The following is a 26,783-nucleotide window of genomic DNA, read 5'->3' as shown; positions in this document are numbered from 1 at the left end:
CCTACGAAACCACCCCCACCTGCTGCTTCAACGCATCGCAAATCAATTTCGTATGCTTCTCCAACACCGCCAAATCGCGCCCCTCAATCAACAACCGCGCCTTCGGTTCCGTTCCCGAATAACGCAGCAACACCCGCCCGCCCTGCGCGCCGATGTCTTTTTCCGCGTCGCCCACCAACTTCAAAATCCCATTCAACTGATCAAACGGCTTCTTCTCCCGCACCCGCACGTTCGTCACCAACTGCGGAAACCGCGTCCAGCAATGCGCCAGCTTCGATAACTTTTCATCCCCCGATTTCATGATGCGCAAAATCTGCAACGCGCACACCAACCCGTCGCCCGTGCTGCTGTAATCGCGGAAAATCAAATGCCCGCTCTGCTCCCCGCCGAAATTATATCCGTTGCGCAACATCTCATCTATCACGTTCTTGTCCCCCACCGCCGTGCGGATCACCTCGCCCCCGCATTCGCGAATGAACACGTCCAATCCATTATTGCTCATCACCGTCGCCACCACCGTTTTCTCCGCCAACTGCCCTTGCGCCATCATGTCGCGCGCCGCCACCGCCATGATGTCATCGCCATCAATCATCGTCCCGGTTTCGTCGCACAACAAAACCCGGTCCGCATCCCCATCGTGCGCGATGCCAATATCTGCCTGATGCTCGCGCACTTTCTCGCACATCTGTTCCGGATGCATCGAGCCGCAATTCTTGTTGATGTTCGTGCCGTCCGGCTGATTGCCATAAACGATCACTTCCGCGCCCAGCTCGCGCAACACGCACGGCGTGGATTTATACGCCGCCCCATGCGCGCAATCCACCACCACCCGCATCCCCTCCAGCGTCATCCCGCGCGGGAACGACGCCTTCGCATATTCTATATAACGGCCCAGCGCGTCATCAATACGCACCGCCTTGCCGATCGCGCCCGCCGTCGGTCGGATGCTTTCAATCTCCCCGCTGAAAACCAACCCTTCGATCAACGCCTCAATCCGGTCATCCAGCTTGTAACCGTCCGCGCGAAAAAATTTAATTCCATTGTCGTCGTAAGGATTGTGCGACGCCGTGATCGCGATGCCCGCGTCCGCGCGCAAACTCCGCGTCACGTACGCCACCCCCGGCGTCGGCAGCGGCCCGATGAACAACACGTCCACGCCCATTGAAAGGATGCCCGAGGAAATCGCGTTTTCGAGCATGTAACCCGAAAGCCGCGTGTCCTTGCCGATGACGATCTTGTGCTTGCCGCGGCTGCGCGACTGCGTTTCGAGATTCTTGAAAACATGCCCCGCCGCGCGCCCCAATTTAAGCACCGTCTCCGCCGTCACCGGTTCAATATTTGCCGTCCCGCGCACCCCGTCCGTGCCGAATATTTTTTTGGGCTCACTCATGATAAAAATAATCTAAACGAAATCCAAACATTCACAATTAAAACTCAAGTCCCTCACTCTTCCAAAAAAATTAACGCAAACCAACGACTCAAAAATTCACGAATCCCCCATTCCGCACTCCGCACTGAATTTATTTCACTTCCCTCTCCACCACCGCCATCGCCTGCGTCGGCCGCTCCACCCGCAAATTCCCCGGCGCCTGCGTTTGGATGTAACGCCGAAAACGCTTTTCCTCCCCCGCGTCGCTCACATCCACGAACACATGCAACTGCCGCTCCGTCACCTTCGCCAGTTGTTCCGCCGTGCCGCTCAATTCCACCATCACCGTTTGCGGGTCCACCGTATAATCGTTCGTGTTGGACGGCGAAGTCAGCAGCGCCACCGGTATCGCGGGAAATATCCGGCGGCTCGTCGTCACCACCGGCGTTTCACCGAGAAATTTGTCCTTTTGAAACGCGGTTTCAATCGTCAGCCACATCAACGCCGCCAGCAGCACCGAAAGCAGCTTCCACCAAAAATGATGCAAAACCAGGTCGCGGTAAGCCATTATTTTGCCTCCCGTTTTCGCACGGCCGGCGATGCCGCCGCCGGCGCTCGCGGCTCACCCCGCCGCGCTCCCAGCCACTTGCCCGATGCCACGATCAGCTTGTGCGATTTCCCATCCTTCACCAGCACCGACGTCAGGAATGCCCGCAACTCTTCCAAGCTCACCCCGCGCGTCAACTGCCCGCGATGCGCATACGAAATTAATCCCGTCTCTTCCGATACCACCACCACCACCGCGTCCGTCTCCTCCGTCAATCCAATCGCCGCGCGATGCCGCGTGCCCAGCGTCTTGTTCAAATCCTGCCGCTGCGTCAGCGGAAAAATGCACGCCGCATAAGCGATGCGATCGCCGCGCAGGATCACGCCGCCGTCATGGATCGCGTTGTTCGGAAAAAAAATCGTCTCCAACATTTCCGGCGTCGCTTCGCAATCCACCACGATCCCCGATTCCACGACCTCCTGAAGTTGAATCGCCTGCTCCACCGCGATCAACGCGCCGATGCGCACTTCCGCCAACCGCTCCGCCGTCTGCACGATGACCTCGATATTTTCCCGCTGCTCACGCGCCGTATAAAACAGCGGCAAATTTCCCAGCTCCGACAACATCCGCCGCAATTCCGGTTGAAAAATCACCAGGATCGCGAACACGAGAAACGGAAAAAATTTCCCCAGCAGCCACGTCATCACATCCAGCTTGAGCCAGTAAGTGAAAAGTGTCGCCGCCATCAGCAGCAAAAAACCGATCGCCACCGACCACCCGCGCGTCCCCCGCACAAACATCAGTACATAATAAATGCCGACCGCGAGGAGGATGATCTCCAGCGCCGGCCGCCATGCCAGGGAAAATCCCTGCTGCAAAAAGCTCCAGTCCGTCATGTTTGTTGCAAAATACTCTCTGTCACGCGCAAAGCTTGTATCGTGGCCGCGACGTCATGCGTGCGAAATAATTGTGCGCCCGCTTCTGCCGCCAGCGCCGTGCAGGCCAGCGCGCCCGCCAATCGTTCCGCTTCCGCGCCGCCGCCCGCCTTGCTCAAAAATGATTTTCGCGAAACCCCGATCATGAGTGGCCGGTTCAAACTTTTAAAACTCTCCAGCTTCGCGAGCAACTGCAAATTATGTTTTGCCGTTTTTCCAAACCCGATTCCAATATCCAACACGATTTGCTCCGCCGCCACTCCCGCCGCCTGCAAACGCGCCAGCCTTTCAGAAAAAAATTCCTTCACCTCCCGCGCCACGTCGTCGTAATGTGGATTTTCCTGCATCGTTTCCGGCGTCCCCTGCGCGTGCATCACGATATACCCCGCGCCCGATTCCGCCACCAGTTTCCACATCGCCGCCTCCGCCCGCGCCGCGCCCACGTCATTGACAATGCTCGCTCCCGCCGTCAGCGCCGCGCGCGCCACCGCCGGTTTCATCGTATCAATCGAGATCGGCACTTTCACCCGCCGCGCCAATTCCATGATCACCGGAACCACCCGCCGCAACTCCTCCGCCTCGCTCACCGGAACCGCGTGCGGCCGCGTGGACTCGCCCCCCACGTCAATAATATCCGCGCCCTCCCGCGCCAAAGCTTCGCCATGCGAAATTGCCGCACTCGCATCAAAAAATTTTCCTCCATCCGAAAACGAATCCGGCGTCACATTCACCACGCCCATCACCAGCCGCGGACGCGGAAACAAAAATTCAAATTTGCCCGCGCGAAAAACCATAGTGATTCAAAATCCGCCAACCGCATTCATCTCGCGCTTCCCAAAATTCCACACTCCGCATTCCGCACTCCGCACTGCTCAAAGCCCCATCGCCTTGGGCCGCTGGATGAGTTCGATCTCATACCCCTCCGGGGCATCCACAAACGCAATCCCCCCGCCGTCTTCGCGCAAATGCGGCCCATCGGAATAACTATAGCCCAGCGACGCGATGTGCTTGCCGAATTCCTCCAGGCTGTCCACCTCAAACGCCAGATGCGTCAAGTCCGCCTGCACCTGCACCGGCCCGCTCTGCGGATAATAACAAAGCTCAATCGTTTCCTCGCTCTCCGGCGCCTTCACGAAAACCAATTCCGAGCCGCGCGAAGATTTGTGCCGCCGCACCTCGGCCAATCCGAGGACTTCGCGATAAAATTTCACCGTGCGTTCGAGATCATTCACGCGATAACGCGTATGCAATAATTTTTTCGCAGTCTTCATAAACGCATCATAGCCCGCCCCCGCCGCAAAGCAACCGCGCACTTCTAAATCAGGCGCATTCACAAATTCCCTGTGCGCTGCCGCTCCGCCGTCCGAAGTCCCGCAGGGACGACAGAAATCCTCAAACTTTCCGTTGGAAGAAAATCGATCGCGCGCCAAATCTGGGTTTCAACCGTTTCTCGAGTTTATATGCCACACCGCCACACCGCCACATTAACCACTTGCCCCCCCGCCCTTTTTGCGCTACGAAAAATGCGTGTTTAAATTCAGGCAGCTTGCCATCCTTCTTTTGTTCGCGGGCGTCTTCAGCCCCGTCCTGCTCCGCGCGCAAATTGACCCGACGAACCGTTCGCTCATCCAGATCGGTTACAACCAGCCGTTCGAGGGCCAATCGCCGATTTCCGCCTACGCCTTTTATTACTACAACAAACCCTCTTTCCTCGATAATTCCAACCTCACCCTGCGCCTCGCCATCGCGCCGGTGTATATGGATTCCGAACTCGGCATTAAAGGTTTGCTCGGCCCCAACACCGACGTCGGCATTGGCCTCGCGGGTGGCGGTTTTGCCGATAGCTATTACGAAATCCGCCAGGGTCGCTACCTGAAGGCCGAATCCTTCGACGGCCACGGTGTCACCGGTTCGGCCAGCATTTATCATCTCTTCGATCCCAATTTCAAAGTCCCGCTCAGCGGCATCCTCCGTGGCGAAGCGCATTACGCCGATTACGTCCGGGACGATACCGCGCAAAATTTCGTGCTGCCCAATGACCTCACCAGTTTCAATATCCGCACCGGCCTGCGCTTCGGCGGCGAGGAACCCGTGCTCATTCCCGATGTCGCGCTCGAACTTTCTATTTGGTACGAAGGCGAACTCCGCCTCAACTCTGGCGATTACGGTTTTAATGGCGATCGCCATGTCGAATCCAATTCGCATCGTTTTTGGGGCCGCTCTCTCTTCGCCTACACGCTCCCCGAATCCAAACAGCGCTTCCTCATAAGCATCACCGCCGGCGACAGCGCCAATGCCGACCGTTTCAGCGCCTATCGCCTCGGTGGGTTTCTCCCCCTCGCTTCCGAATTTCCCCTCACCCTGCCCGGTTATTTTTACCAGGAAATCAGCGCCACCCGCTTCGCCCTTTTCAACGCCAATTACTCCGTCCCGCTCGATCCCGCGAAACGATTTTCCGCCCATCTCGTCGCCAGCACGGCGGTCGTGGATTATCTTCCCGGGCTCGAACAGCCGGGTAATTGGAACTCCGGCGTCGGCGGCGGCCTCAGCTATGTTTCGCATTCCGGCGCGTGGCAGGTGCTGTTGGATTACGGCTACGGCTTCAATGCCATTCGCGACAGCGGACGCGGCTCACAAAGCGTCGGACTGCTCGTGCAGATCAATCTCGAAAGCACCAAAACGCAATATTACAATCCCAACGGCAACAGCGGCATCCTCCGCGGCCTCGGCAATTTCATGCACAGTTTCAATTAACGATCGTCAAACCGGCGCCTCCATATATCACCTCCGCGTGGTAGGGCGGCGCTGCCGCACCGCCGTCCCGATTCAGGCCAATGTCCCAAATACCGTCTGATATGAAAAACCTTCAATCCTTCGCCCTCGCCGTCCTGCTCGCCATCTTCCTGAACGCCTGCGGCCAAAAAGCCTCTTCCCCCGGCTCAAGCGCCAGTCCCGCCGCCACCCAAAATTATCCTCTGCCCGATCCGCCCTATGTTCCGCCATGCGCGCCCGGCATTCTCGGCGGACGCCTCGTCATCGCGAATTTTTCCGACCCCAAAACTTTCAATCCCATCACCACTGTCGAAACGACTTCCTCCGATATTTATCGCCGAACAACCGCCGGTTTGTTGAATGTGGATATGCCGACAGAAACCGTGCGCCCCGGCATCGCGGAATCGTGGTCGGTTGACGCTGACAACAAAACGTGGACCTTTCATCTTCGCCACGGCGTGCGCTGGAGCGATGGCCAGCCGCTCACCGCCGACGACGTGCTCTTCACCTGGAACGACGTGATTTATAATCCCGAGATCGTCAACGTCACGCGCGACCAATTCCAGATGAACAAGACGAATTTCACCGTGACGAAAGTGGACGACTTCACCGTGCGCGTCGTCACCCCGCAAGTGTACGCGCCGTTCCTCGAATTTTTTGGCGACGTGCGCATCATGCCCAAACACATCCTCGCCGACAGCGTAAAGAATAAAAGTTTCGGCTCCGCCTACAGCGTGAACACCAGCCCCGATCAACTCGTCGGCTGCGGCCCATTTCGCTACAAGGAATACAAGCAAGGCCAATACGTCCTGCTGGAACGCAATCCCTACTTCTGGGAAGTGGACAGCAAAAACCAGCGCCTCCCTTATTTCGATACCGTCATCTACATCATCGTTCCCGACCAAAACACCGTCTCGCTCCGCTTTCTGCACGGCGATGCCGATTTGCAGGAAATCGTCCGCCCCGAGGAATACGAACATTTCCAGGAAGAATCCGCCAAGGGCCGTTTTAAAGTGCTGGACCTCGGCGTCGGCTCCGAGCACGACATGATCTACTTCAATCAAAATCCTGAGGTAAACCCGAAGACCGGCCAGCCGCATGTTGACCCGGTGAAACTCAAATGGTTTCGCAATACGAAATTCCGCCAGGCGGTTTCCTACGCCCTCGATCGCGATGCCATCGTCAAAGCCGCGCTCGGTGGCCACGGCGAACCGAATTACAGTCTCGTTTCCAGCGCCGCCACGAATTGGTACAATCCGAAAATCCATCAGTATCCGCACGACCCCGCCAAGGCGCGCGCCCTGCTCGCCGAAATCGGCTTCAAGTACCGCGATGACGGCACGCTTGTGGATGCCGACGGCCATCCCATCGAATTCACCTTGAACACCAACGCGACCAACGACCGCCGTCAAAAGACCGGCGTCATCTTCCAGGAAGACCTCAAGAAAATCGGCATCAACGTCACGTTTCAGCCGCTGGATTTCAACACGCTCATTGACCGCTTTGACGTATCGCAGGATTTTGAATGCATCCTGCTCGGCTGGGCGGGCGGCTCACCTGACCCGGTCAATTCGATGAACATTTTGAAATCCGATTCCTTCGATCACGAATGGTATCGCCTTCAGAAAACTCCTTCCACGCCGTGGGAAGCCCGCATGGACGACCTCATGAACCTGCAGCTCGAAACCCTCGACCAATCCCAGCGCCGCAAATACTACGACGAAATCCAGGAAATCCTCGCCGATCAAATGCCGATGATTCCCACCGTCTCCGCCCGCGCCTACGCCGCCGTCCGCAGCGACCTCGGCAACCTCCGCCCCACCACCCTCGACCCCAACCGCCTCGCCTGGAACCTCGAAGAACTCTACTTCACGAAAAAATAATCAACCGTGAAATCATTTCCCATTTCAAATTGACGCAGAGGCGCAAAGAAAAACAAATACAGAAGCCACGGATGGAATACAGATCAAACACCGATTAGAAAAATTCCTTCTCCGTGTTCCATCCATAAATAATTCCTTTCCCCCCTCTGCGTCTCTGCGTCTCTGCGCCTCTGCGTCAAATCTGTTCTCACGAATACCCCAACGCCTCACAATAAGGCCGAAGCTTCTCCATGACCGGCGCAAGTTGCTCCGCATATTTCTCCCACCGCCCAATGGCCCGTTTGTGCGCCGGTTTGGTCACGTCATGATACGTCGGTGCGAAGACGAATTTCGTTTTTGCCGATTCATAAAACTTCGCCTGCTGCGCATGCCACGGCAAACCGGTGAACTCCGTCACGCGCCTGCCTTCAGCTTCCAAATTCTCCACGACGCTTTCGTAACGCGTCTCGATCCAATCAAAACCGCCGATCGCTTTCATGCGCAACCACACATCCATCAAATCGGCGAAATGCTGCGCCGCGCCTTGAAGACTCAGAAAATTCACGTTCCCCGCCGTCAGCGTGAGATTTTGAAAATAACAGCTCAACACCACGTCGCGCGGGTCGCGAAGCGGAATGATCACTTTCACGTCCGGGAACATCCGCAGCCACACCGGCAATGACGACGTCGGCGAAGGATTTTTGTCCACCACCACCTGCGCGTCGGGCGTGGCGTTGCCATCGCGCAACAAACTTTTCCAATAACGATGCCGCAAATTTTGCCGTTGCGCCGCGCTCAATGCGTTCAGTCCATCCAGCGTCAACCCGCGCGCCGAATCCGACGGCGTCAACGCCGTCACCACCTCGCGCATGAACGCCTCCGGTTCGTCAAACGCCATGATCGCCGGATGCGCGCCCAAAATTTGTTCGACCAGCGTCGTGCCGCTGCGCGGATGTCCGCCGAGAAATGCCAGGCGATACGGATGCGTATCCGCGCGGCCATCCTGCCGCCAGCGGTCAATCGTCGCGCGATTCAATTCCGCCATCAACACGCGCCGCCGCCGGTCCGTCTGATCGTAAATTTTTTGCAGCGCCACCGCATTCGCCGTGTGCCGAACCAGCGCCTTCGCTTCGCCAAGCCAGTGCATCGCCTCCGCCGGTTTTCCCAATTCATCCAGCACCACGCCGAGCAAATGGCGGCTTGAACTTTTCACCCCAAGGTCTTGCGGAGCCGACTTAATTAATTCACGCAACGCCGTTTCGGCTTCCACATTTTGCCCGCGGCGATGCAACAGAAACGCGCGAAAATAAATCGCCGCCGCCGCGTTCGGCGCGCGCTTAAGCGCCTCCTCCACGCAACCCCAGGCGTCGTCCACGCGCCGCATGCGTTCGAGATGCGCGGCCAGCGTCAGTTGCGCGTGCGTGAAATTCGGATCCGCGGCCACGGCAAGTTCAAACGCTTTCCGCGCGTCGTCGAATCGTTGCAACCGCTGGTATTGTTCCCCCGCGAGAACCAGCATGGGAGCATCAGTGGCGGCAAGTTCGAGACATCTTTGCAATGCTTCGTGCGCGAGCGGAAATTCGATGTCGCCCATCGCGGACATCGCAAGTTCGAGCCATAGCTGCGCCACGCCCGGAAAACGATTGGCCAATTCGCGATAGCTCTGAAGCGCGGGCGCATGCCGTCCGGCGAGCAAGTGTTGTTGTGCCTTTTGCCAGCGGGCGATTTCGCGCGGCTCCGCTTGTATTTTCGCCAGATCACCGATACTCGATGACGCCATTCGATAATCCTTCAATAAATTATTTTGACTTTCAGAGATTCGTGTCAACTTACCATCCGGTGGCGTGTATTCAATGAAAATGCCTTTGCGCGAGAATTGCTTTTAGAAAAAGGCTCGTCGCGCCTGGAACCTACGGTGAATTCGCCGGAGGATTTTGCCAGCCCGGTATTTATTAGTAGTAGAATCAAAGCCAGCCATTCGGATATGCTTGCGATAGATGGGATGCAACCGGGTACGAAGCCGTCTTCTCCTTGCCTCCCGTGTTGCTGGAATTTGCGATGTCATTGAAACCCGAGCACGAGAATTTGCTGGAGGAAAAAACCCGGCGATTGGAAATCCTCAATCGCGTCGGCAACTCTTTGGCGAGCGAGCTTGACCTGGAACGCCTCGTGCAAACCGTGACCGATGCCGGCCGCGAAGTCACCGGCGCCGCGTTCGGCGCCTTTTTCTACAACATAAAAAATGAAAAAGGCGAGTCCTACACCCTTTACACTCTCTCCGGCGCGCCCCGCGAAGCCTTTTCAAAATTTCCCATGCCGCGCAACACGGCTATCTTTGATCCGACCTTCAAAGGCACCGGCATCATCCGCATAGATGATGTTTTGCAGGACCCGCGCTATGGAAAAAATGCGCCTTACCACGGCATGCCCAAAGGCCATTTGCCCGTGCGCAGTTATCTCGCCGTGCCCGTGATCTCCCGCTCCGGCGATGTGCTTGGCGGCCTTTTCTTCGGCCATCCCGAGCCCGGTATTTTTTCCAAAGACGCCGAGGATGTCATGGCCGCCATCGCCAGCCAGGCAGCGGTGGCGATTGATAATGCGAACCTCTATCGCTCGGTGAAAAATGAACTCGCGGCCCAGGTGCGCACGCGGGAAGCGCTGGCCGAAAGCGAGGCCCGCTTCAAGGCAGTGCTTGACCATTGCTCCACCATGGTTTTCATCAAGGACACTCACGGAAAATATATTCAGATCAATCGCCATTTCGAAAAAATTTTCCAGGTCACTCAGGATAAAATCGTTGGGAAGACCGACTTCGATTTATTCTCCAAAGAAACCGCCGAACAATTCCGCGCCAATGACCTGACCGTTCAGCGCGAAGGCCAGCCGATTGAAGTCGAAGAAACCGTTACCCAGGCCGACGGTCCGCATAGTTATATCTCCATCAAATTTCCCCTGCGGCAGGCGGATGGAACCATCTATGCCATCGCCGGCATTTCCACCGACATCACCGAGCGCAAGCGCAACGAGGAAGCTTCGCGTCGGCTCGCCGCCATCGTGGATTCCTCGGATGATGCCATCGTCGGCAAAGACCTGCACGGAATCATCCACAGTTGGAACGCCGCCGCCGGCCGCATTTTCGGCTACGCCGCCGATGAAATTATCGGCCGCCCGGTGCTCGATTTGATCCCGCTGGATCGCCAGAACGAAGAGCATCAAATCCTCAGCCGCATCCGCCGCGGCGACCGCGTGGACCATTTTGAAACCATTCGCCAGCGCAAGGACGGCTCGTTGATTGATGTCTCGATCACGACTTCTCCCATCAAGGACGAGACCGGGAAAATCATCGGCGCGTCGAAAATCGCCCGCGACATTTCCGGGCGAAAAGAGGCCGAGCGCCGCCAAAAAGTCCTTTACGATTTGGTCACGGCGGTGAATCGCGCCGCGGAATCCTCTGAGATTTTTGAACTGGCCATCGAAGCCATTTGCCGTTCACTCGACACCAAGCGCGCTTCCATTTTGTTATACGATCCTGACGGCGTCATGCGTTTCAAGGCGTCGCGCGGCTTGAGCGAGGAATATCAGCGCGCCGTCGAAGGCCATTCGCCGTGGACGCCGGAGTCCGTGGATCCGCAGCCGATCGGCATCGCCGACGTGGCCGATGATTCTGCGGCGAAAAAATTTCGCGCCATTTTCCAGCGCGAAAATATTCGCGCGCTCGCCTTTATCCCGTTGACCTACGAAGGCAGGCTGCTCGGCAAGTTCATGATTTATCACGATCATGTCCATCACTTCACCGAGGCGGAATTTCACGTGGCCTTGACTATCTGCACCCAGGTCGCCTTCGCCGTGCAACGGAAAATCAGCGGCGAAGCCCTCGAAAAATTGGTGAACGAACGCACCGCCTCGCTGCGCGAAGCCATCGCGCAAATGGAGGAATTTTCCTACAGCGTCTCCCATGATCTCCGCTCGCCGCTGCGCACCATCAAGGGTTACGCGCAAGCCTTGACCGAGGATTTCAGCGCCACACTCGGCGAAGAGGGACGCGAATACCTCGAACGCATTCTCTCCAGCAGCACCCGCATGGAACAACTGATCCACGATGTCCTGACTTACAGCCGCGTGAGCCGGATGGACGTCACATTGCAAACCGTTTCACTTGAAAAGCTCGTCCACGATCTCCTCCGCCAATATCCCGAATTTGAACCCGCGCGCGCCGATATTTTTGTGCAGCCCAACCTGCCGGCCATCATCGGGCACGAACCTTCGCTGGGCCAGTGCATCGCCAACCTTTTGAACAACGCCGTGAAATTTGTCGCGCCGGGCGTGAAACCCTCCATCCGCATCACCGCCGAAACTCGCGAGGCCTTTACGACGCTTCGCATCAAAGACAATGGCATCGGCATCCCTCCGGAATTTCAACACCGCCTGTTCTCCATGTTCGAGCGCATCCATCCTGAAAACACGTATGAAGGCACGGGCATCGGTTTGGCCATCGTGAGAAAAGCTGTCGAGCGCATGGGTGGAAAAGTGGGCGTCATCTCCGACGGCAAAACCGGCACGGAATTTTGGATCTCCCTGCGGAGCGCGTGACCATGAGCGAAACTCCCATTCCCGTCCTGCTCGTCGAAGACAACAACGACGATATTTTTTTCATGAAACGCGCGCTCAAACGCGCCGGGTTGCCGTGGACTTTGCACGTCGTGACCGACGGTCAACAGGCGTTGAATTATCTCGCGGGAAATGGCGCCTACGCCAACCGCGCCGAATTTCCCCTGCCCGCATTCATCCTGCTCGACCTGAAACTGCCTTATCGCAACGGCCTTGAAATCCTCGCCTGGATACGCACGCATCCCGAACTCAACCAACTCACCGTCTTCGTCCTGACCTCCTCGCCCGAGGAAAAAGACCAGAAACGCGCCGCCGAATTGGGAGCCAAAGCGTATTTCCTCAAGCCCCCCAGCGAAGCCTTATTAAAACACATCGCCGAGCGGATTTAGAAGCTGTGCAGATTGGCAAGCGCAAGAACAGACGCTAACAACAGTTCGCAATCACGTTAGGAAAGTTGTAAAGCCCGGATAAAAAAATGGTGCGCTTAGCAGGACTTGAACCTGCACGGGTTACCCCACTACCACCTCAAAGTAGCGTGTCTGCCAATTCCACCATAAGCGCAACCGGACAATCAGTGAACCATCCTTTGCCCGGCTTCGCAAGGGCATTTTATTAAAACGTGCCCGGGCATCCTTCCAGACGCCTTGCCGCCATACTGTTACGATTCCGTTTTGCCGAACAAACCGGTTGCTTTTGGCTGCTCATGGAGTAACCTCATCCGCGAATACTTTTGCCGATCTTAACATCGCAACATCATTGCAATACCGGGGAGAATTTCACGTGAAACCATTCGTTGTTTTTTGGCTCGCACTCGTCACCGCCTTTTCCATCAACTCCGCCGGCGCAGCCGGCCGTCAAACCATCTCCGGGCATCGGCCGCCGGGCATTTCCCGCCTCGCGCCAGTTGATCGCATGGCCGCGGATCGCCAGCTTGACATCACCATCGGCCTGCCGTTGCGCGACCGCGAGGAACTCACCAATCTCCTGCAACAGATTTACGATCCCGCGAGCACCAACTTCCATCATTATCTGCGCCCGGAAGAATTCGCCGCCCGCTTCGGCCCTTCTGAATCGGATTATCAAACGCTCATTGCCTTTGCGAATTCGAATCATCTCGCCGTGACCACGCTGCATTCCAACCGCACGCTCGTCGCCCTGCGCGGTTCGACTGCGAATATTGAACGCGCCTTTCACGTGAACCTGCGTGTCTTCAAACACCCCACCGAAGCCCGCAATTTTTTTGCGCCCGATGCCGAGCCTTCCGTGGATCTCGCCATTCCCGTTTTGGGCGTGAGCGGCCTGGATGATTTTGTCATTCCCCACCCGGCAAATTTGAAAACGAACGCCCTCTTTGAAGCCGCCGACGACTCTGGCACTCCACAGGCGTTGCCCGCCGGTTCGGGCCCGCGCGGCAATTTCATCGGCGGCGATTTTCGCGCGGCTTACGCCCCGGGCGTCACGCTCGATGGGACCGGTCAATCAATCGGTTTTTTTGAATTGGATGGTTATTACCCCGGCGACATCCGGCTGTATGAAGCCATCGCCGGACTCCCGAATATCACGCTGACCAATGTCCTGCTTGATGGCGCCACCGGCGGGGCGGGAGGAAATAATGTCGAAGTGGCGCTGGATATTGAAACTGCCATCGCCATGGCGCCCGGCCTTTCGCGCGTGATCGTTTATGAAGGATTTAATTATGACGACGTCCTCAACCGCATGGCCACGGACAATCAGGCGCAGCAACTGAGTTCGTCCTGGTTTTTTGGCTCGGCCAATGACCCGTTGCGTGAACAAATTTTCCAGCAATTTGCGGCTCAGGGACAATCCTTTTTTGAATCGTCCGGCGACAATGGCGCTTTTACCGGCAGCATTCCCGTTCCCGCGGATGAACCATTCGCAACCGTGGTGGGCGGCACATCGTTGACAACCACCACTCCCGGTGGCGCATGGCTTTCCGAAACCGCCTGGCCGAGCAGCGGCGGCGGCATCAGCACGACTTTCCCGATTCCGATTTGGCAGGAAGGCCTCGACATGACCGCCAATCAAGGCTCGAGCACCAAACGCAACCTTCCTGATGTCGCCTGCCTCGGCGACGCCGTTTTTTGGATCGTCGCAAACAATGGCCAAAACGCCGTCACTGGCGGCACGAGCGCCTCCACGCCGTTATGGGCCGCTTTCTGCGCGCTCGCCAACCAGCAAGCCGCTCTCAACGGCAGTCCAAGCGTGGGTTTTCTCAACCCAAGCCTTTATACGATTGGCAAAAGCACCAATTCCAGCGCCGCGTTTCATGACATCACTACGGGAAATAATTTCAGCAGCGGCAGCGGCACTCATTTCTCCGCCACTACCGGCTACGATCTTTGCACCGGCTGGGGTTCGATGACCGGCAGCAATATGATCACCGCTTTGCTTCCACCCACCGATGCCTTGCAGATCATTCCTGCGGACGCCATCATTTTTTCCGGCCCAACCGGTGGTCCCTTTTCTCCTTCTCCCCAAACTTACACTCTTACCAACTCCGGCTCGGTGCCCCTGGATTGGTCGCTCGCCAATCTTCCACCGTGGCTCGACGCCGACGTATCCAGCGGCCGGCTTAGCCGAAGCAAACCAGTTCTCGTCAACCTCACTCCAAATGCCGCCGCCAACACTCTCGCTCCGGGCAATTATTCAGCCACCATCTGGTTTACTAATCTCAACGATGATTTCGCGCAAAGCCGTCAGGTCACGCTCGCAGTCATTTCTTTCATCTCAATCTCAAATTCAACCCTCGCTCCATTATTTTCTTTCACGGGCGGCGATGATGGCGGCGGCCCCAACGAATTAATTCAACTCGCCGATGGAAGATTATATGGAACCACCCGCTTCGGCGGCGAACAAAATGCTGGAACGATTTTCGCCATCGCTCCCGGCGGATTTTTGAGCAGCCTTTATTCTTTTACCGGCACAAACGACGGCGCGAATCCTTTCGCCGCCCTCACGCAGGGCGCAGATGGCAACCTCTACGGCACCACTTTTCAAGGCGGGTTGTTTGACAATGGCACACTCTTCGAGACGGATACCAATGGCAATTTCACAACGATAACGTCCTTCAACATGACCGATGGCGACCTTCCCTTCAGCAAACTGGCGACGGGTTCTGATGGCAATTTTTATGGCACGACTTACCAGGGCAGCCCCTCCTCCTTCGGCAGCGTCTATCGCGTCTCACCCGGCGGCTCAATCACCACCATTCGTTCTTTCACCAATGATGCCAATGGCGCGCTGCTCCACGCCGCCGTGACCGTCGCCAGTGACGGCAGTTTATATGGCACGACTTTCGCCGGCGGAACTTTCAATCTCGGCACGGTTTTCAAAATCAGCACCAATGGGATTTTCACCAGCCTGCTTTCTTTCGCTGAAACCAACGGCGCGAATCCGTACGGGGGAGTTGTTCAGGGAGTTAACGGAAATTTCTACGGCGTCACTGCCAACGGCGGCAGCCAGACCAACGGCGTCCTGTTTGAAATGTCCCCCGGTGGCGCGATCCTGAATCTCTATTCCTTTACCGGCGGCAGCGATGGCGCGCAACCGGCCGCCCCGCTTCTCCTCGCAGCCGATGGAAATTTCTACGGCTCCACTCCTTACGGCGGTGTTTATGGCGACGGCACATTATTCCGCCTCGCGCCGGATTTCACTTTGACCACCATCGCGCAGTTCGACGGCTTCAACGGCGCCAACCCGCAGGCAGCGCTGACCCAGGGAACCGATGGTAATCTTTACGGCACCACACCGAATGGCGGTTCCAGTGGTCACGGGGCGATCTTCGTGTTCAGCGTCCAGTCGCCGCCGCAATTCGTCACCCAGCCCCAAAGCACATCCGCCTTCATCGGTTCAACCGTGATCTTTAGTGTGTCCACCTTTGCCAGTCCGCCGCTGACTTATCAATGGTACGAGAATGGCGCGAGATTGTCGGATGGCCCGACGGTTTCCGGTTCGGCCACGCCCACCCTGACGTTGAAAGATATTACCCCCGACAGTTCCGCGGCTTATTATGTGACCATTCAGAATGCCCTGAATAAAACCAATAGCCACGGTGCTTTTCTCACAGTGTTGGATCAGCCTCTTAAATTTCTGTTGCAACCCACCAACCTTACCCTTACCCCGGGCGCCACCGCGAATTTCTCCATCGCCGTTTCCGGCAATCAACCCATCACCTACCAGTGGCAGCGGAACGGCCTCAACCTCACCAATGCCGGAAACATCTCCGGCGTGCTGTCGTCCAATCTCACCATCACCAACGTCACCGAAGCCAATAACGGAAATTATTCCATTCTCGTATCCAACGCGCTCGGCGCTGCGGTCAGTTCCAACGGCTCGCTCACCGTCATTCCCGTTTCGGCCCCCGGCACACTCTTTACCGGCTTGCGTTTCTATGCCGGCGGCAACGATGGCTCCAAACCCAGCCGCATGACGCTGGGCAGTGACGGGAATCTTTACGGCACAACTCAATTCGGCGGTGCCTCTCGCCGGGGCGCCGTCTATCGCGTCGGCATGGACGGCACGGTAACGAACATCGCTTCCTTTGGTTTGGACGGCGGCTTCGGCCCGTCCGGCGGCGTGGTGCAAGGCTTGGATGGAAATTATTACGGAACCACTGAATTCGGCGGAACCAATGCCGTCGGAAATGTTTTTAGCGTGACCCCGGATGGCACGTTCACGAACCTCTATTCCTTCACCGGCGGCGTGGATGGTTATAACCCCATCGCGCCGCTCGTCCGCGATGCCGGCGGAAATTTCTACGGCTCGACGCAAAACGGCGGTGATGCCGGGCTCGGAAATATATTCCGCGTCACACCGGATGGAGAACTTACGAATATCTATTCCTTCACCAACGGAATTGACAGCGCCGCCCCGACCAACAGTTTGATCTTCGGTCCCGATGGCCGTCTCTACGGCGTGACCCAATTCGGCGGGGCCAATTCCATGGGCAGCGTCTTCCGGCTCACGACCAACGGCGTTTTCTCCACCATCTATTCCTTCACCGGAGGAAATGACGGCAGCGCGCCAAATGACCTTTTGCTGGGCGCCGACGGCACTTTCTACGGCACCACCCGGCACAGCACAATGCTTGGACGATTCCAATTTTATGGAATCGTTTTCAACCTGACGACCAATGGGGTGTTCACACTGCTCTATACCCAGAACAGCTTCGATGGCCACTATCCCGCCGCTGGGCTCACCGCCGGCAACGACGGCAACTTCTACGGCACCTGCGAACAGGGCGGCACCAACGGCAACAACGGCACCATCTTCCGCATTTCGCCCAGCGCCGTCCCCATTCCGGTCCCGGTGTCGCTGGTGAGTTTCGATGGCATTGATGAAGGCTCTCATCCCGAAATGCCCCTTACTTTCGGCTCCGATGGCAATCTTTATGGAACCACCAGTAGCGGTGGTCCCGGCGGCGGCGGCACGATATTCCGGTTGAGCCCCACCGGCGCGCCCGTCATCACCGCGCAACCCGTGGCACAAACCCTCTTCCCGGGACCCACCGTGAGTTTTAGCGCCGCCGCTTTTGGCGCTCCAACGCTCAATTACCACTGGCTCCTCAATTCCAATAGCCTCGCCGATGGCGGAAATGTTTCCGGCTCGTTCACCCGCGTCCTGACCCTTTCCAACGTGACGACCAATGACACCGGCTACTACTCAGTGCAGGTCGCAAATTCCCTCGGCGCAACCACCAGTCTGGCGGTGTTGCTGAACGTGCTGGCGCCACCACAATTTGTTTCGACCATAGTCACCAATGGCACATTCCAATTCACTTGGAGCGCTATTCCCGGTCACAGCTACCAACTGCAATCCACTGCGACCATTGCGCCGGTGAATTGGGCAAACCTCGGCGCAGCGATCAACGCCACCAACCATTTCCTCAGCGCCACCAACGCCATCAACGGAACCTCACAATACTATTTCCGCGTCATCACCCATTAACTTATTTGAATGGGGGGCGCGCGTACCCGCGAGCCGTAACATAAAATAAACCGCGAGCAACCAAACCCTGCTTGCAATCGCCCGCAGACGTTCTATCATCGCCTCAGTCAACCGCGTCAAGCAAACCAAGGCAACCATCTCCGTTCCTATGAAAAACTTTTTTGTCGTCCTCCTCTTCGCCGCCATCGTCTGCGCCGGATGCCGCACCCGCTACGATATTCGTCTCAATAACGGCGAGGTCATCACCGCCAAGGGTCGGCCGCATCTCGACAAGGACCGCAGCGCCTGGATCTTTACCGATGCCAGCGGCAAGCAGAACGCCGTGCCCGCCGGGCGCGTCACCGAAGTTTCCCCGCAATCCATTGACACCGATTCCGGCACTGGCAAGTTCATCCCTTCCGGGACGAAGTGACGCCGCGCGGCATCGCCGCCACGAATTGCCGGACATACTTTCCCAAAATATCCGCCTCGAGGTTCACGGCGTCGCCCACCGCGCGCTCGCGCAACGCCGTTACCGCGTGGGTATGCGGAATGATCCATACGCGAAAACTTTTTCGCCGCACCACCGCCACCGTCAGGCTGATGCCATCCACCGTGATCGAGCCCTTGAAAACGAGATACTGCATCACCTCCGGCGGCGCGCTGATCTCCAGCACATGATCCTGCCCTGCCCGCTCCCAGCGCGTAATTTTTCCCGTGCCATCAATATGACCCGTCACGAAATGCCCGCCCAAACGCGCCCCGACTTCCAACGACCGTTCCAAATTCACCAGCGAACCGGCGCGCGCGAATTGCAGGTTCGTCCGCTCCCAGGTTTCCTTGAGCAAATCGAGTTGGATTAATTTCGCGCCCGCGCGCGGCGTCAGCTTCACCACCGTGAGACAGCAGCCATTCACCGCCAGGCTGTCGCCGAGTTTCAAACCCCGCCCGCAGATTTTCGCGCGCACCGTCAACTCAATGGACTTCGAAGTCGCCTTGATCTTCTCCACCGTCCCCGTTTCTTCGACAATTCCGGTAAACATAATTTTATTTTCCCACGACCCGCGCGTTCAACCATAAATCCGGGCCCAGCCATTTCCATTGGACCTCGCGCAACTGCACGGCTTTCTCCAATACATTGACGCCCGCCCCGCTCACACTTTTGCGCGCATTACGTCCACCCAAAATCTTCGGCGCATAAAAAAATGCCACGCGTTGCGCCAGCCCGCCGAGCAGAAACGCCGCGTTCACTTCTCCGCCGCCTTCAACCAGCACGCTCGTGACTTCCTCCTCGCCCAGCCGCTGCATCAGCCAGCCCAAATCTATTCGCCCTTTTTTTTCCGGCGCAATCATCACGCTCACTCGCTTCGCCAACGCTGTCACGCGCTTCTTGGGAGCACTCGGTCCGACGACGATGGTGGTCAGATCCGCAAATTCGTCCGTCACTACGCGTGCAACCAAAGGCGTTCGCGCTTGTGAATCCAAAACAAACCTTCGCGGCGAATCGTCCGGCTTCACCTTCGCACTGCCGGGCGTTCGCACGGTCAAATTCGGATCGTCCGCGAGCACCGTATTGATCCCCACCAAAATTCCATCCGCGCCCCGCCGCAATTTCATCCCCTGCCCGCGCGCCTTTTCGCCCGTGATCCATTTCGATTCCCCGCCCACTGTCGCGATTTTTCCATCCAATGTCATCGCCGCCTTGACCGTGACGAACGGCGTGTGCTGCACGATCCAATGATTGAACGCCTCGTTCAACTTCTCAGCTTCCTCCGCGCGAACACCCTCCACCACTTCGATTCCTGCTCGCCCCAAAATATTAAATGCCCGTCCCGCATGCGCCGGATTCGGATCAATCGTCGCCACCACAATTTTTTTAATTCCCGCCGCGATGATCGCCTCCGTGCACGGCGGCGTCCGCCCATGCGTGCAACACGGCTCCAGCGTGACATAAAGCGTGGCCCCGTTCGCGCTCGCGCCATTCGACTGAGCATCACGCAACGCTTCAATTTCCGCATGCGGCCGTCCGGCGCGATGATGCCACCCCCGCCCGATCACGCGCCCGCGCTTAACCAGCACCGCGCCCACCATCGGGTTCGGTGACGTCCGCCCGTACGCGCGCCGCGCCAGCCGCAAGGCCATTTTCATGAATTCACCATCCGTCATCACGCCCAATGTAACAGCCTCCCCAGCGTCCCTCAAATCCAAACGGCGTGTTCGTCTCCAACGAAGTTCAGCTCTTCAATACAAATAGAACTCTCTGCAACTTCGATTCCGCCTGGCGTTCTTCCCTCTCTTTCACCCGTCTCTTCACGAAAAACTTTCCATGCCCCGCGCCCTGTCCAGAGCCCTCCAACCCCACCGCTTCTCATTAACCCCCGGCTTCAGCCGGGGGAGGAAATCGCGCCCCATCTAAATCCACTATCCCGAGCGCAGCGAGGCAAGCCCGCTTCCTGGAACCACGCCCCACAAACCTCATCCTTACTCTATAAAACCACCTCCGCGCAATATCGGTCCCATCAGTCCCATTCGTTCGTTTCATCGCCGCTTATTTTCTTTGCCCATTACAAATCATGCCGTAAGTTTGCCTCACGTTACCGCGCCATGAACTCCCAGCGCCTGCTGATTTTATTTCTCCTCTCAACGGTCGCAATCGTTTTACCCTTTCACCCAACTTTCGGCGGCGATACCAATTCCCTCACGAACGCACAGTCCACCGCCGCACAACCTAAAGCCCTTTCAGACTCCCCACCCAAAATTAATCCAGCCCCAATGTCCGCCTCACAAATGACGCGCGCACGACTGGACCATATTAATATCGAATCGTTGCAGTTCAACTCCCTGCCCTTCGAGGATGCCTTGAATCAACTTCGCGAGACCGCCAAGGCGCGCGATCCTGATCACCGCGGAATGAATTTCGTCATCGAAGGCGCGAGCGCGGAAGCCTTGAAGTCCGTTAAAATCACGATCAACCCGCCGCTCTCGCATCTTTCACTGCGCGACGCCATTGACAGCCTCGCTCGCGGCGCGGACCAGCACATCACGTATTCCATTCGCGATTACGGCGTCGTCTTCCGTGTCGGCGAATTGACCGACCTGCGAGTCTTTCGCGTTGACCCAAACACCTTTCAACAAGGCTTGCAAGGCGTTGGTGGCGTTCCATTTGGCAATACCTCCGGCAATAGCGGCAATGGCAATTCCGGTGGTTCCCAATCCACCGGCGTCCTCGTGCCACGCGTTGATTTCACCCGGGGCGTCTCTGGCGCCACCAGCCCGGCATCCAACTGAATTTTCATCTTCTCCGCGGCCGGCGTATATAGTGTTCAATATCCTTCGCTGAAGAAAATTAGAAGCTTTACAGCGCCGAGATTGAATACATTTGCGCTATGACACCACGTAATTTCGCGAACACAACTGTACCCTCATAAACCCTCAACCTCAGAACCTCACTCAAACCATCTATGAAAAAACTGATTCTCTGCGCGTCCGTCGCCAGCTTGGCCGGCGCCGCATTCGCCGCCGACATAACCTGGCAAGCGCCCACATTTATCAGCGGGCCAACCGACGTCAGCACGACGGGAACATTTTTTGGATCCTGGGCGCCCTTTAATGGGGATGCGTCCAGTGGCTTAACCGTAAACGGCGTGACCTTTCAGGCTTTTCCGGATCTGTCCGGCGCGACGGACAATTTTGATAATGGCGGAAACAACGGCACGTTCGCAACTCCTACCACTTCCGACAATAATTACAACCTGCTCCTCAACGCCGGCGCGTTCGGGAACAGCTCCGGAAGTTACACCGTCAGTTGGAACGGCATGACCCCGGGAAATACGTATGAAGTGCAACTGTGGGTGAATGACGGCCGCAACAGCACCGTCAACGCGCGCACGGAAACCCTTTCCGGCGGCACCGACACCTCGCCATCTTTGGCCTATGGTTCCGACGACACTGGCTCGGGACAGGACATTATCGGAACCTTCGTGGCCGATGGCACGGGCGCTGAGACGCTGACGCTGACCCCCGGAGCAACCATACCCTCCGCCCAATTCAATCTCCTGCAAGTCCGTGACCTCACGCCCACGCCTGAACCTTCAACTGTGGCGTTGTTGACGATTGGCGCGGGAGCGCTATTTGCAGGCGCGCGCCGGAAATTCCGAGCCAGCTAGAGTCATCTTCATCCATCGCGGCGCGAGTTCGAAAGAATCGCGCCGCTTTATTTTTCCCGCGGCTCTTCTCCGAACCGGCTCGGCGAAACGTGAAAGCGCTGGCGAAAACGCGTCGCAAAATATTGGCTCGAGTTGAAACCGCACGCGAGCGCGATCTCAGTGATGGAAAGGCCGTTCTTTTCGCGCAACTGTTTCGCCGCGCGGTCAAGCCGGCAGCGATTCAAAAATTCCATCGGCCCCGAATTGACCAGTTCACGGCAATACTTGGAAAACGCCGTCACGCCCATGCTGCAATGCTCCGCCATGCTGTTGATGGTCCACGTTTCGCTGGCCGTCGCCGGATTATTTTCGACCTCCCGCAAAAATAATTCCACCGTGCGCTGCCGCGAAGTCAGGTCGGGCGTTTCTTGTTTCTGCTGCTCGGACAGCGCGTCGAGGATGCCCAAAAAAAGCTGGTTTAGATACGTCGCCATGCGCGAAATGGCATAAGGTTGGTCCCACGCTTCCACCGTGCGCGCCAGTTCGCGGAAAGATTGCCCAATGGCCGGCGTGGCGTTCCAAACCGGATTTTCGTTGTGCCGCAATTTTCGCGTCAACTCCGCCAGGTCATCTTTCGTCAGCACCATCCACGGCGGCCAGTTCCAGCTTTGATGCGGACGTCGCACGCCGACGTCCAGTATCAGCCAATGCAACCGCCCCGGCCCGATGTTCGGCGCGCCGAGTTTGTGCAACTGCCACGGGCGCGTGATGGTAAATTGTCCCGCGCGCAGATCATATTGCTTCTGGTCCGCCGAAAACGCCATCGTGCCCGTTTCCAAAAACATGATCTCGATGCCTTCGTTGCGATGCGTATCAAGCCCCCAGTCCTGTGTCCCGCCGGCGTTCCAAAAACCGATGCTGCTCAAGCCGGACAAAATATTCTGCGGAACGGGCGTGCCGGGATAGTGTCCTTTCGTCAGCGCGTGAAAATGAATTTTGCCGGTTTCAATCGCCCGGTTCTGTGGCTCGCAACGATCTATCTCGTAGCGCACCCGGCGCGTCTGGTAGGTCGGCTTGGCTGTCATGCATGTTCAATATTCTTCGGTGAACAATTTTGCAAGATTTCCCGCTGTTCACTGTGTCAACGTATTAGCATACACCACGAAACCAAAATTGTTAGTCGCCGCGCCGCGCGGTTCGTCCGCCTTATGAAATGTCTGAAAGATTTGCTGGCCGGGTTGATAATGATTGCCATCCTCGCCGTCACTTCGACCGCCCTTTGCGAAACTGCCGCGCAGCACGCCCAACGCCTGGAATGGTGGCGCGACGCCCGATTCGGCATGTTCATTCATTGGGGCCCGGTCAGTCTTACCGGTCAGGAAATCAGTTGGTCGCGCGCGAATTCCAACACCAATTCGCCCAACAATGGCCCGACCCCGGTCGAGGTTTACGACAATCTTTACAAGCAATTCGATCCGACCAATTTCAACGCCAGTGAATGGGTAAGCATCGCCAAAAATACCGGCATGAAATATATGGTGCTCACCGCCAAACACGGCGACGGCTTTTTGTTGTGGAATTCAAAAGTAGACGGCTACAACATCGGCGCGACGCCGTTTCATCGCGACGTTTGCCAGGAACTTGCCGATGCCGCGCATCATCAAGATATGAAAATCGGCTGGTATTTTTCGCCGATGGATTGGCGCGACCCGGATTGCCGTTCGGCAAACAATGATCGCTTCGTCACAAAAATTCAGGCTGAATTGCGCGAGTTGCTTTCCAATTACGGCAAGATCGCCGTGCTTTGGTTCGATAGCGACGGGCGTCCAACGATGTGGCATCCCGCCGAGACCTATGCGCTCGTGCGCCGTCTGCAACCGCAAATCATAATCAACAATCGCCTTGAGATGAGCACGTATGATCAGTGGCTGCATCAGGGCGGTCTCGGCCCCAACGAGGATTATTACACGCCCGAACAAAAAATCGGCGCTTACGATGACACCAATCCCTGGGAAACCTGCATGACGCTCGGCACGCAATGGTCTTGGAAACCGGACGACAAATTGAAATCCGCTGCCGAAGTCATCCGCATTCTCGCCGAATGTTCCGGCGGCGACGGCAATCTTCTCCTCGACGTCGGCCCGATGCCCGATGGCCGCATCGAACCTCGCCAGGTCGCCATTCTTCAAGAGGTCGGCCACTGGCTGGAGAAAAACGGCGTCGCCATTTATGGAACTCGCGGCGGTCCGTGGAAACCGACCAAATCCATCGCCAGCACGCGTCATGGAAATAAAATTTATCTTCACATCCTGCATCAACACGAAGAAGCCATCGAGCTTCCCGGCATCGCGCGCAAAATAAAATCGGCGCAAATCCTCAACGGCGGAAAAGTTGAATTCGTGCAGCAAAATGGAAAACTAACTCTAAACATTCCCCTCGCCTCCCGCGATGCGAGCGATACCATCGTTCAATTAACCCTCGACGGCTCCGCGATGGACTTGCCTGCGCAGGAAATCCCTCCCACCTTTCACGCAACCGCTTCAAATGTCTTCGAGAAAAACGATTCCGACTATGGCCCACAACTCGCCTTCGACAGCGACGAATCCACTCGTTGGGCAACCGACAACGGCACCAAACAGGCATGGCTCGCGGTCAATTTCGTGAAGCCAAAAACTGTCAGTCGTGTTCACATTTCGGAAGCGTATCCGAATCGCGTGCAGAAATTCGATTTTCAAGTCCGTGAAAACGGCGATTGGAAAACTGTTTTCAGCGGCGCCACCATCGGCGACAGTTTTGAAAAATCGTTCGCCCCCGTCACCGCGCATGAGTTTCGCCTGAACATCCTCGACGCGAGCGAAGGCCCGACGATCAACGAAGTGGAATTATTGCCTTGATGCGATGAATAACCCGATGAGCAATCTCGACTGGGCGATCGTGGCCGGCTATCTGCTGGCCGTGGTCGGGCTCGGCATTGCTGCGGGTTTCATGCGCCGCACCGGCGAACGCGGCGGCGAAGGCGGACATTATTTTCTCGCCGGCAATACACTCGCGTGGCCGGTGATCGGCCTCGCTATGTTCGCCGCGAACATCTCCACCGTGCATCTCGTAAGTCTCGCCGAGGCCGCTTACAAATACGGCCTCGTCTTCGGCAACTTCGAATGGATGGCAGGCTTCACGCTGATTCTGCTGTCGCTATTTTTTGCGCCGCTTTATTTGCGTTCGCGCGTCGCCACGCTGCCTGATTTTCTCGAGCGCCGTTTCAACCGCGGCTGCCGCGATGTTCTGTCCATCGTCTCGCTCTTCTCCGCCATCGTCATTCACATGGGCGTCGCGCTCTACACGGCTGCGTGGGTGTTGCGCGGAATTCTCGGCCTCGCTCCCGGCGCAACCATCCTCGGCGTGGACGCGCTGCTGTTTTTCATCGGCGTGCTGGGAATTCTCACTGGTGTTTACACGATGCTCGGTGGCCTGCTCGCCGTCGTGTGGACGGAAAGTGTGCAAACGGTTTTGCTGCTCGTCGGCGCGGTCGTCATCACCATCACCGGCTATCTGAAAATCGGCGGCTGGAGCCAGCTCGCGCACACGCTCGCCTCGCATCCCCATCCGCTGGCCGCTGTGCCAAACAGTGGCGTGACGTGGGGCACGGGAAATTTTCTCAATCTCGCGCGCGACGCCAAAGATCCCAGCGGCCTGCCGTGGTATTCCGTTCTTCTGGGTTATCCGGTGCTGGGCATCTGGTATTGGTGCTGCGACCAGACCATTGTGCAACGTGTGTTGGCCGCGAAGGACGACACCAACGCGCGCCTCGGCCCACTCTTCTGCGCATTCCTGAAAATTCTGCCGGTTTTTCTTTTCGTGCTGCCCGGCGTGATCTGCGTTGCGCTGGTGCAACAACACGCCTTCGGTGACGCCGCACCTCAGAACGCCACCGACACTTATACTTTTCTCATCACGCATTTATTACCCGTCGGACTGAAAGGTCTCGTCGCCGCCGCTATGCTCGCCGCCGCCATGCAAACCTGCTCCGCCGCTCTCAACTCCACCGCCACGCTCGTCGCGTACGATTTATTCAAACGCCATCGCCCAGCCATCAGCGACGAACAACTCGTGCGCGTCGGCAAAATCACAACGGTTGTCGGAACTATTCTTGCCATCGTTTGCTCGCCCTTGTTCGGCCATTACCAAACGATTTTTCAGGGCATCAACAAACTGATCTCCTACGTCGCTCCGCCAATCACGGCGGTCTTTTTGCTCGGCGTATTTTGGCGCCGCGCTTCCGGCAAGTCCGCGTTCATCACTCTGATCGCGGGAATCATTCTCGGCTTCATCACTTTTTATCTCGATTGGCAAAATATTTATCGCGGCGATTTCATGCTCATCGCCTTCGTGCTGCTCGTGGCGTGCATGATCATTATGGTCGCCACGACCTTTCTTTTTCCCGAACCCTTTAAGGCCGGAGCCGAATTGCTCGTCTGGGAAAATTGGCGTGAGCCTTTGCAAAATAAATTTGGCGCGCGCGGTTTGGGCGATTTTCGCATCCTCGCCGGCGTCATCGTCGCGATATTTATCGCGCTCTTTATTCTTTTTCGCTGAACAAAA

19 protein-coding genes and 1 tRNA gene are annotated in these 26,783 nt (G+C 57.0%); 10 read left to right on the top strand and 10 right to left on the bottom strand.

Features of this window, described 5'->3' with window-relative positions:
• Position 1: 1 nt before the first annotated feature.
• The 5 genes from glmM to VH413_13635 all read right to left on the bottom strand — a co-directional run bounded on the left by glmM (position 2) and on the right by VH413_13635 (position 4,122).
• Positions 2–1,390 (bottom strand): phosphoglucosamine mutase, encoded by a 1,389-nt coding sequence (gene glmM / locus VH413_13655; protein ID HEX3799736.1) that lies wholly within the window; start codon positions 1,388–1,390, stop codon positions 2–4.
• Positions 1,391–1,520: 130 nt separating this feature from the next.
• Entirely contained in the window at positions 1,521–1,937 is a 417-nt protein-coding gene (locus VH413_13650) for a CdaR family protein (protein ID HEX3799735.1), read from the bottom strand.
• On the bottom strand, positions 1,937–2,812 hold the full coding sequence (gene cdaA, locus VH413_13645; GenBank protein HEX3799734.1) for a diadenylate cyclase CdaA: 876 nt from the start codon (positions 2,810–2,812) through the stop codon (positions 1,937–1,939). The genes VH413_13650 and cdaA overlap by 1 nt, the downstream gene beginning before the upstream one ends.
• Positions 2,809–3,615, bottom strand: coding sequence for a dihydropteroate synthase (gene folP / locus VH413_13640; protein HEX3799733.1), 807 nt, complete (start codon positions 3,613–3,615; stop codon positions 2,809–2,811). The genes cdaA and folP overlap by 4 nt, the downstream gene beginning before the upstream one ends.
• Positions 3,616–3,723: 108 nt before the next feature.
• Positions 3,724–4,122, bottom strand: a complete 399-nt coding sequence (locus VH413_13635) for a VOC family protein (protein HEX3799732.1) — start codon at positions 4,120–4,122, stop codon at positions 3,724–3,726.
• Positions 4,123–4,378: 256 nt separating this feature from the next.
• Between VH413_13635 and VH413_13630 the strand changes: the two genes are divergently transcribed.
• A complete protein-coding gene (locus VH413_13630; protein ID HEX3799731.1) occupies positions 4,379–5,605 on the top strand; it encodes a hypothetical protein in 1,227 nt (408 codons plus the stop codon).
• A 101-nt stretch (positions 5,606–5,706) separates the two neighbouring features.
• Positions 5,707–7,506 carry an ABC transporter substrate-binding protein gene (locus VH413_13625; protein HEX3799730.1) on the top strand — a complete coding sequence of 600 codons (1,800 nt, stop codon included), beginning with the start codon at positions 5,707–5,709 and terminating at the stop codon, positions 7,504–7,506.
• A gap of 187 nt (positions 7,507–7,693) precedes the next feature.
• Here VH413_13625 and VH413_13620 read toward each other — a convergent pair whose 3' ends face one another.
• Positions 7,694–9,265 carry a sulfotransferase gene (locus VH413_13620; GenBank protein HEX3799729.1) on the bottom strand — a complete coding sequence of 524 codons (1,572 nt, stop codon included), beginning with the start codon at positions 9,263–9,265 and terminating at the stop codon, positions 7,694–7,696.
• Positions 9,266–9,543: 278 nt separating this feature from the next.
• Between VH413_13620 and VH413_13615 the strand changes: the two genes are divergently transcribed.
• Together VH413_13615 and VH413_13610 are read left to right on the top strand one after the other, a co-directional pair.
• Positions 9,544–12,075, top strand: coding sequence for a PAS domain S-box protein (locus VH413_13615; protein HEX3799728.1), 2,532 nt, complete (start codon positions 9,544–9,546; stop codon positions 12,073–12,075).
• The gene (locus VH413_13610; GenBank protein ID HEX3799727.1) at positions 12,051–12,482 is read left to right on the top strand and encodes a response regulator; all 432 of its coding nucleotides are present in this window, start codon (positions 12,051–12,053) and stop codon (positions 12,480–12,482) included. The genes VH413_13615 and VH413_13610 overlap by 25 nt, the downstream gene beginning before the upstream one ends.
• A gap of 87 nt (positions 12,483–12,569) precedes the next feature.
• Here VH413_13610 and VH413_13605 read toward each other — a convergent pair.
• Positions 12,570–12,654, bottom strand: a tRNA-Leu gene (locus VH413_13605).
• A gap of 219 nt (positions 12,655–12,873) precedes the next feature.
• Here VH413_13605 and VH413_13600 point away from each other — a divergent pair.
• Together VH413_13600 and VH413_13595 are read left to right on the top strand one after the other, a co-directional pair.
• Positions 12,874–18,060, top strand: coding sequence for a choice-of-anchor tandem repeat GloVer-containing protein (locus VH413_13600; protein ID HEX3799726.1), 5,187 nt, complete (start codon positions 12,874–12,876; stop codon positions 18,058–18,060).
• A gap of 148 nt (positions 18,061–18,208) precedes the next feature.
• A complete protein-coding gene (locus VH413_13595) occupies positions 18,209–18,472 on the top strand; it encodes a YgdI/YgdR family lipoprotein (protein HEX3799725.1) in 264 nt (87 codons plus the stop codon).
• Here VH413_13595 and VH413_13590 read toward each other — a convergent pair.
• Positions 18,450–19,082 carry a riboflavin synthase gene (locus tag VH413_13590; GenBank protein ID HEX3799724.1) on the bottom strand — a complete coding sequence of 211 codons (633 nt, stop codon included), beginning with the start codon at positions 19,080–19,082 and terminating at the stop codon, positions 18,450–18,452. The two genes, VH413_13595 and VH413_13590, sit on opposite strands and share 23 nt — an antisense overlap.
• A 4-nt stretch (positions 19,083–19,086) precedes the next feature.
• Entirely contained in the window at positions 19,087–20,187 is a 1,101-nt protein-coding gene (ribD, locus tag VH413_13585) for a bifunctional diaminohydroxyphosphoribosylaminopyrimidine deaminase/5-amino-6-(5-phosphoribosylamino)uracil reductase RibD (protein HEX3799723.1), read from the bottom strand.
• A gap of 624 nt (positions 20,188–20,811) precedes the next feature.
• Here ribD and VH413_13580 point away from each other — a divergent pair.
• Both VH413_13580 and VH413_13575 read left to right on the top strand, forming a co-directional pair.
• On the top strand, positions 20,812–21,327 hold the full coding sequence (locus tag VH413_13580; protein HEX3799722.1) for a hypothetical protein: 516 nt from the start codon (positions 20,812–20,814) through the stop codon (positions 21,325–21,327).
• Positions 21,328–21,500: 173 nt separating this feature from the next.
• Positions 21,501–22,205, top strand: a complete 705-nt coding sequence (locus VH413_13575) for a PEP-CTERM sorting domain-containing protein (protein HEX3799721.1) — start codon at positions 21,501–21,503, stop codon at positions 22,203–22,205.
• A 47-nt stretch (positions 22,206–22,252) separates the two neighbouring features.
• On the opposite strand, the gene VH413_13570 is transcribed toward VH413_13575, so the two are convergent.
• The gene (locus tag VH413_13570) at positions 22,253–23,269 is read right to left on the bottom strand and encodes an AraC family transcriptional regulator (protein ID HEX3799720.1); all 1,017 of its coding nucleotides are present in this window, start codon (positions 23,267–23,269) and stop codon (positions 22,253–22,255) included.
• Positions 23,270–23,392: 123 nt separating this feature from the next.
• On the opposite strand from VH413_13570, the gene VH413_13565 reads away from it, so the two are divergent.
• A complete protein-coding gene (locus tag VH413_13565; GenBank protein ID HEX3799719.1) occupies positions 23,393–25,078 on the top strand; it encodes an alpha-L-fucosidase in 1,686 nt (561 codons plus the stop codon).
• A 4-nt stretch (positions 25,079–25,082) separates the two neighbouring features.
• The gene (locus VH413_13560; GenBank protein ID HEX3799718.1) at positions 25,083–26,777 is read left to right on the top strand and encodes a sodium/solute symporter; all 1,695 of its coding nucleotides are present in this window, start codon (positions 25,083–25,085) and stop codon (positions 26,775–26,777) included.
• Positions 26,778–26,783 lie beyond the last annotated feature (6 nt).

The sequence above is a fragment of the Verrucomicrobiia bacterium genome (assembly GCA_036268055.1).
Taxonomy (GTDB): Bacteria; Verrucomicrobiota; Verrucomicrobiia; order Limisphaerales; family Pedosphaeraceae; genus DATAUW01.
This window is presented reverse-complemented; position numbering and strand designations above follow the sequence as displayed.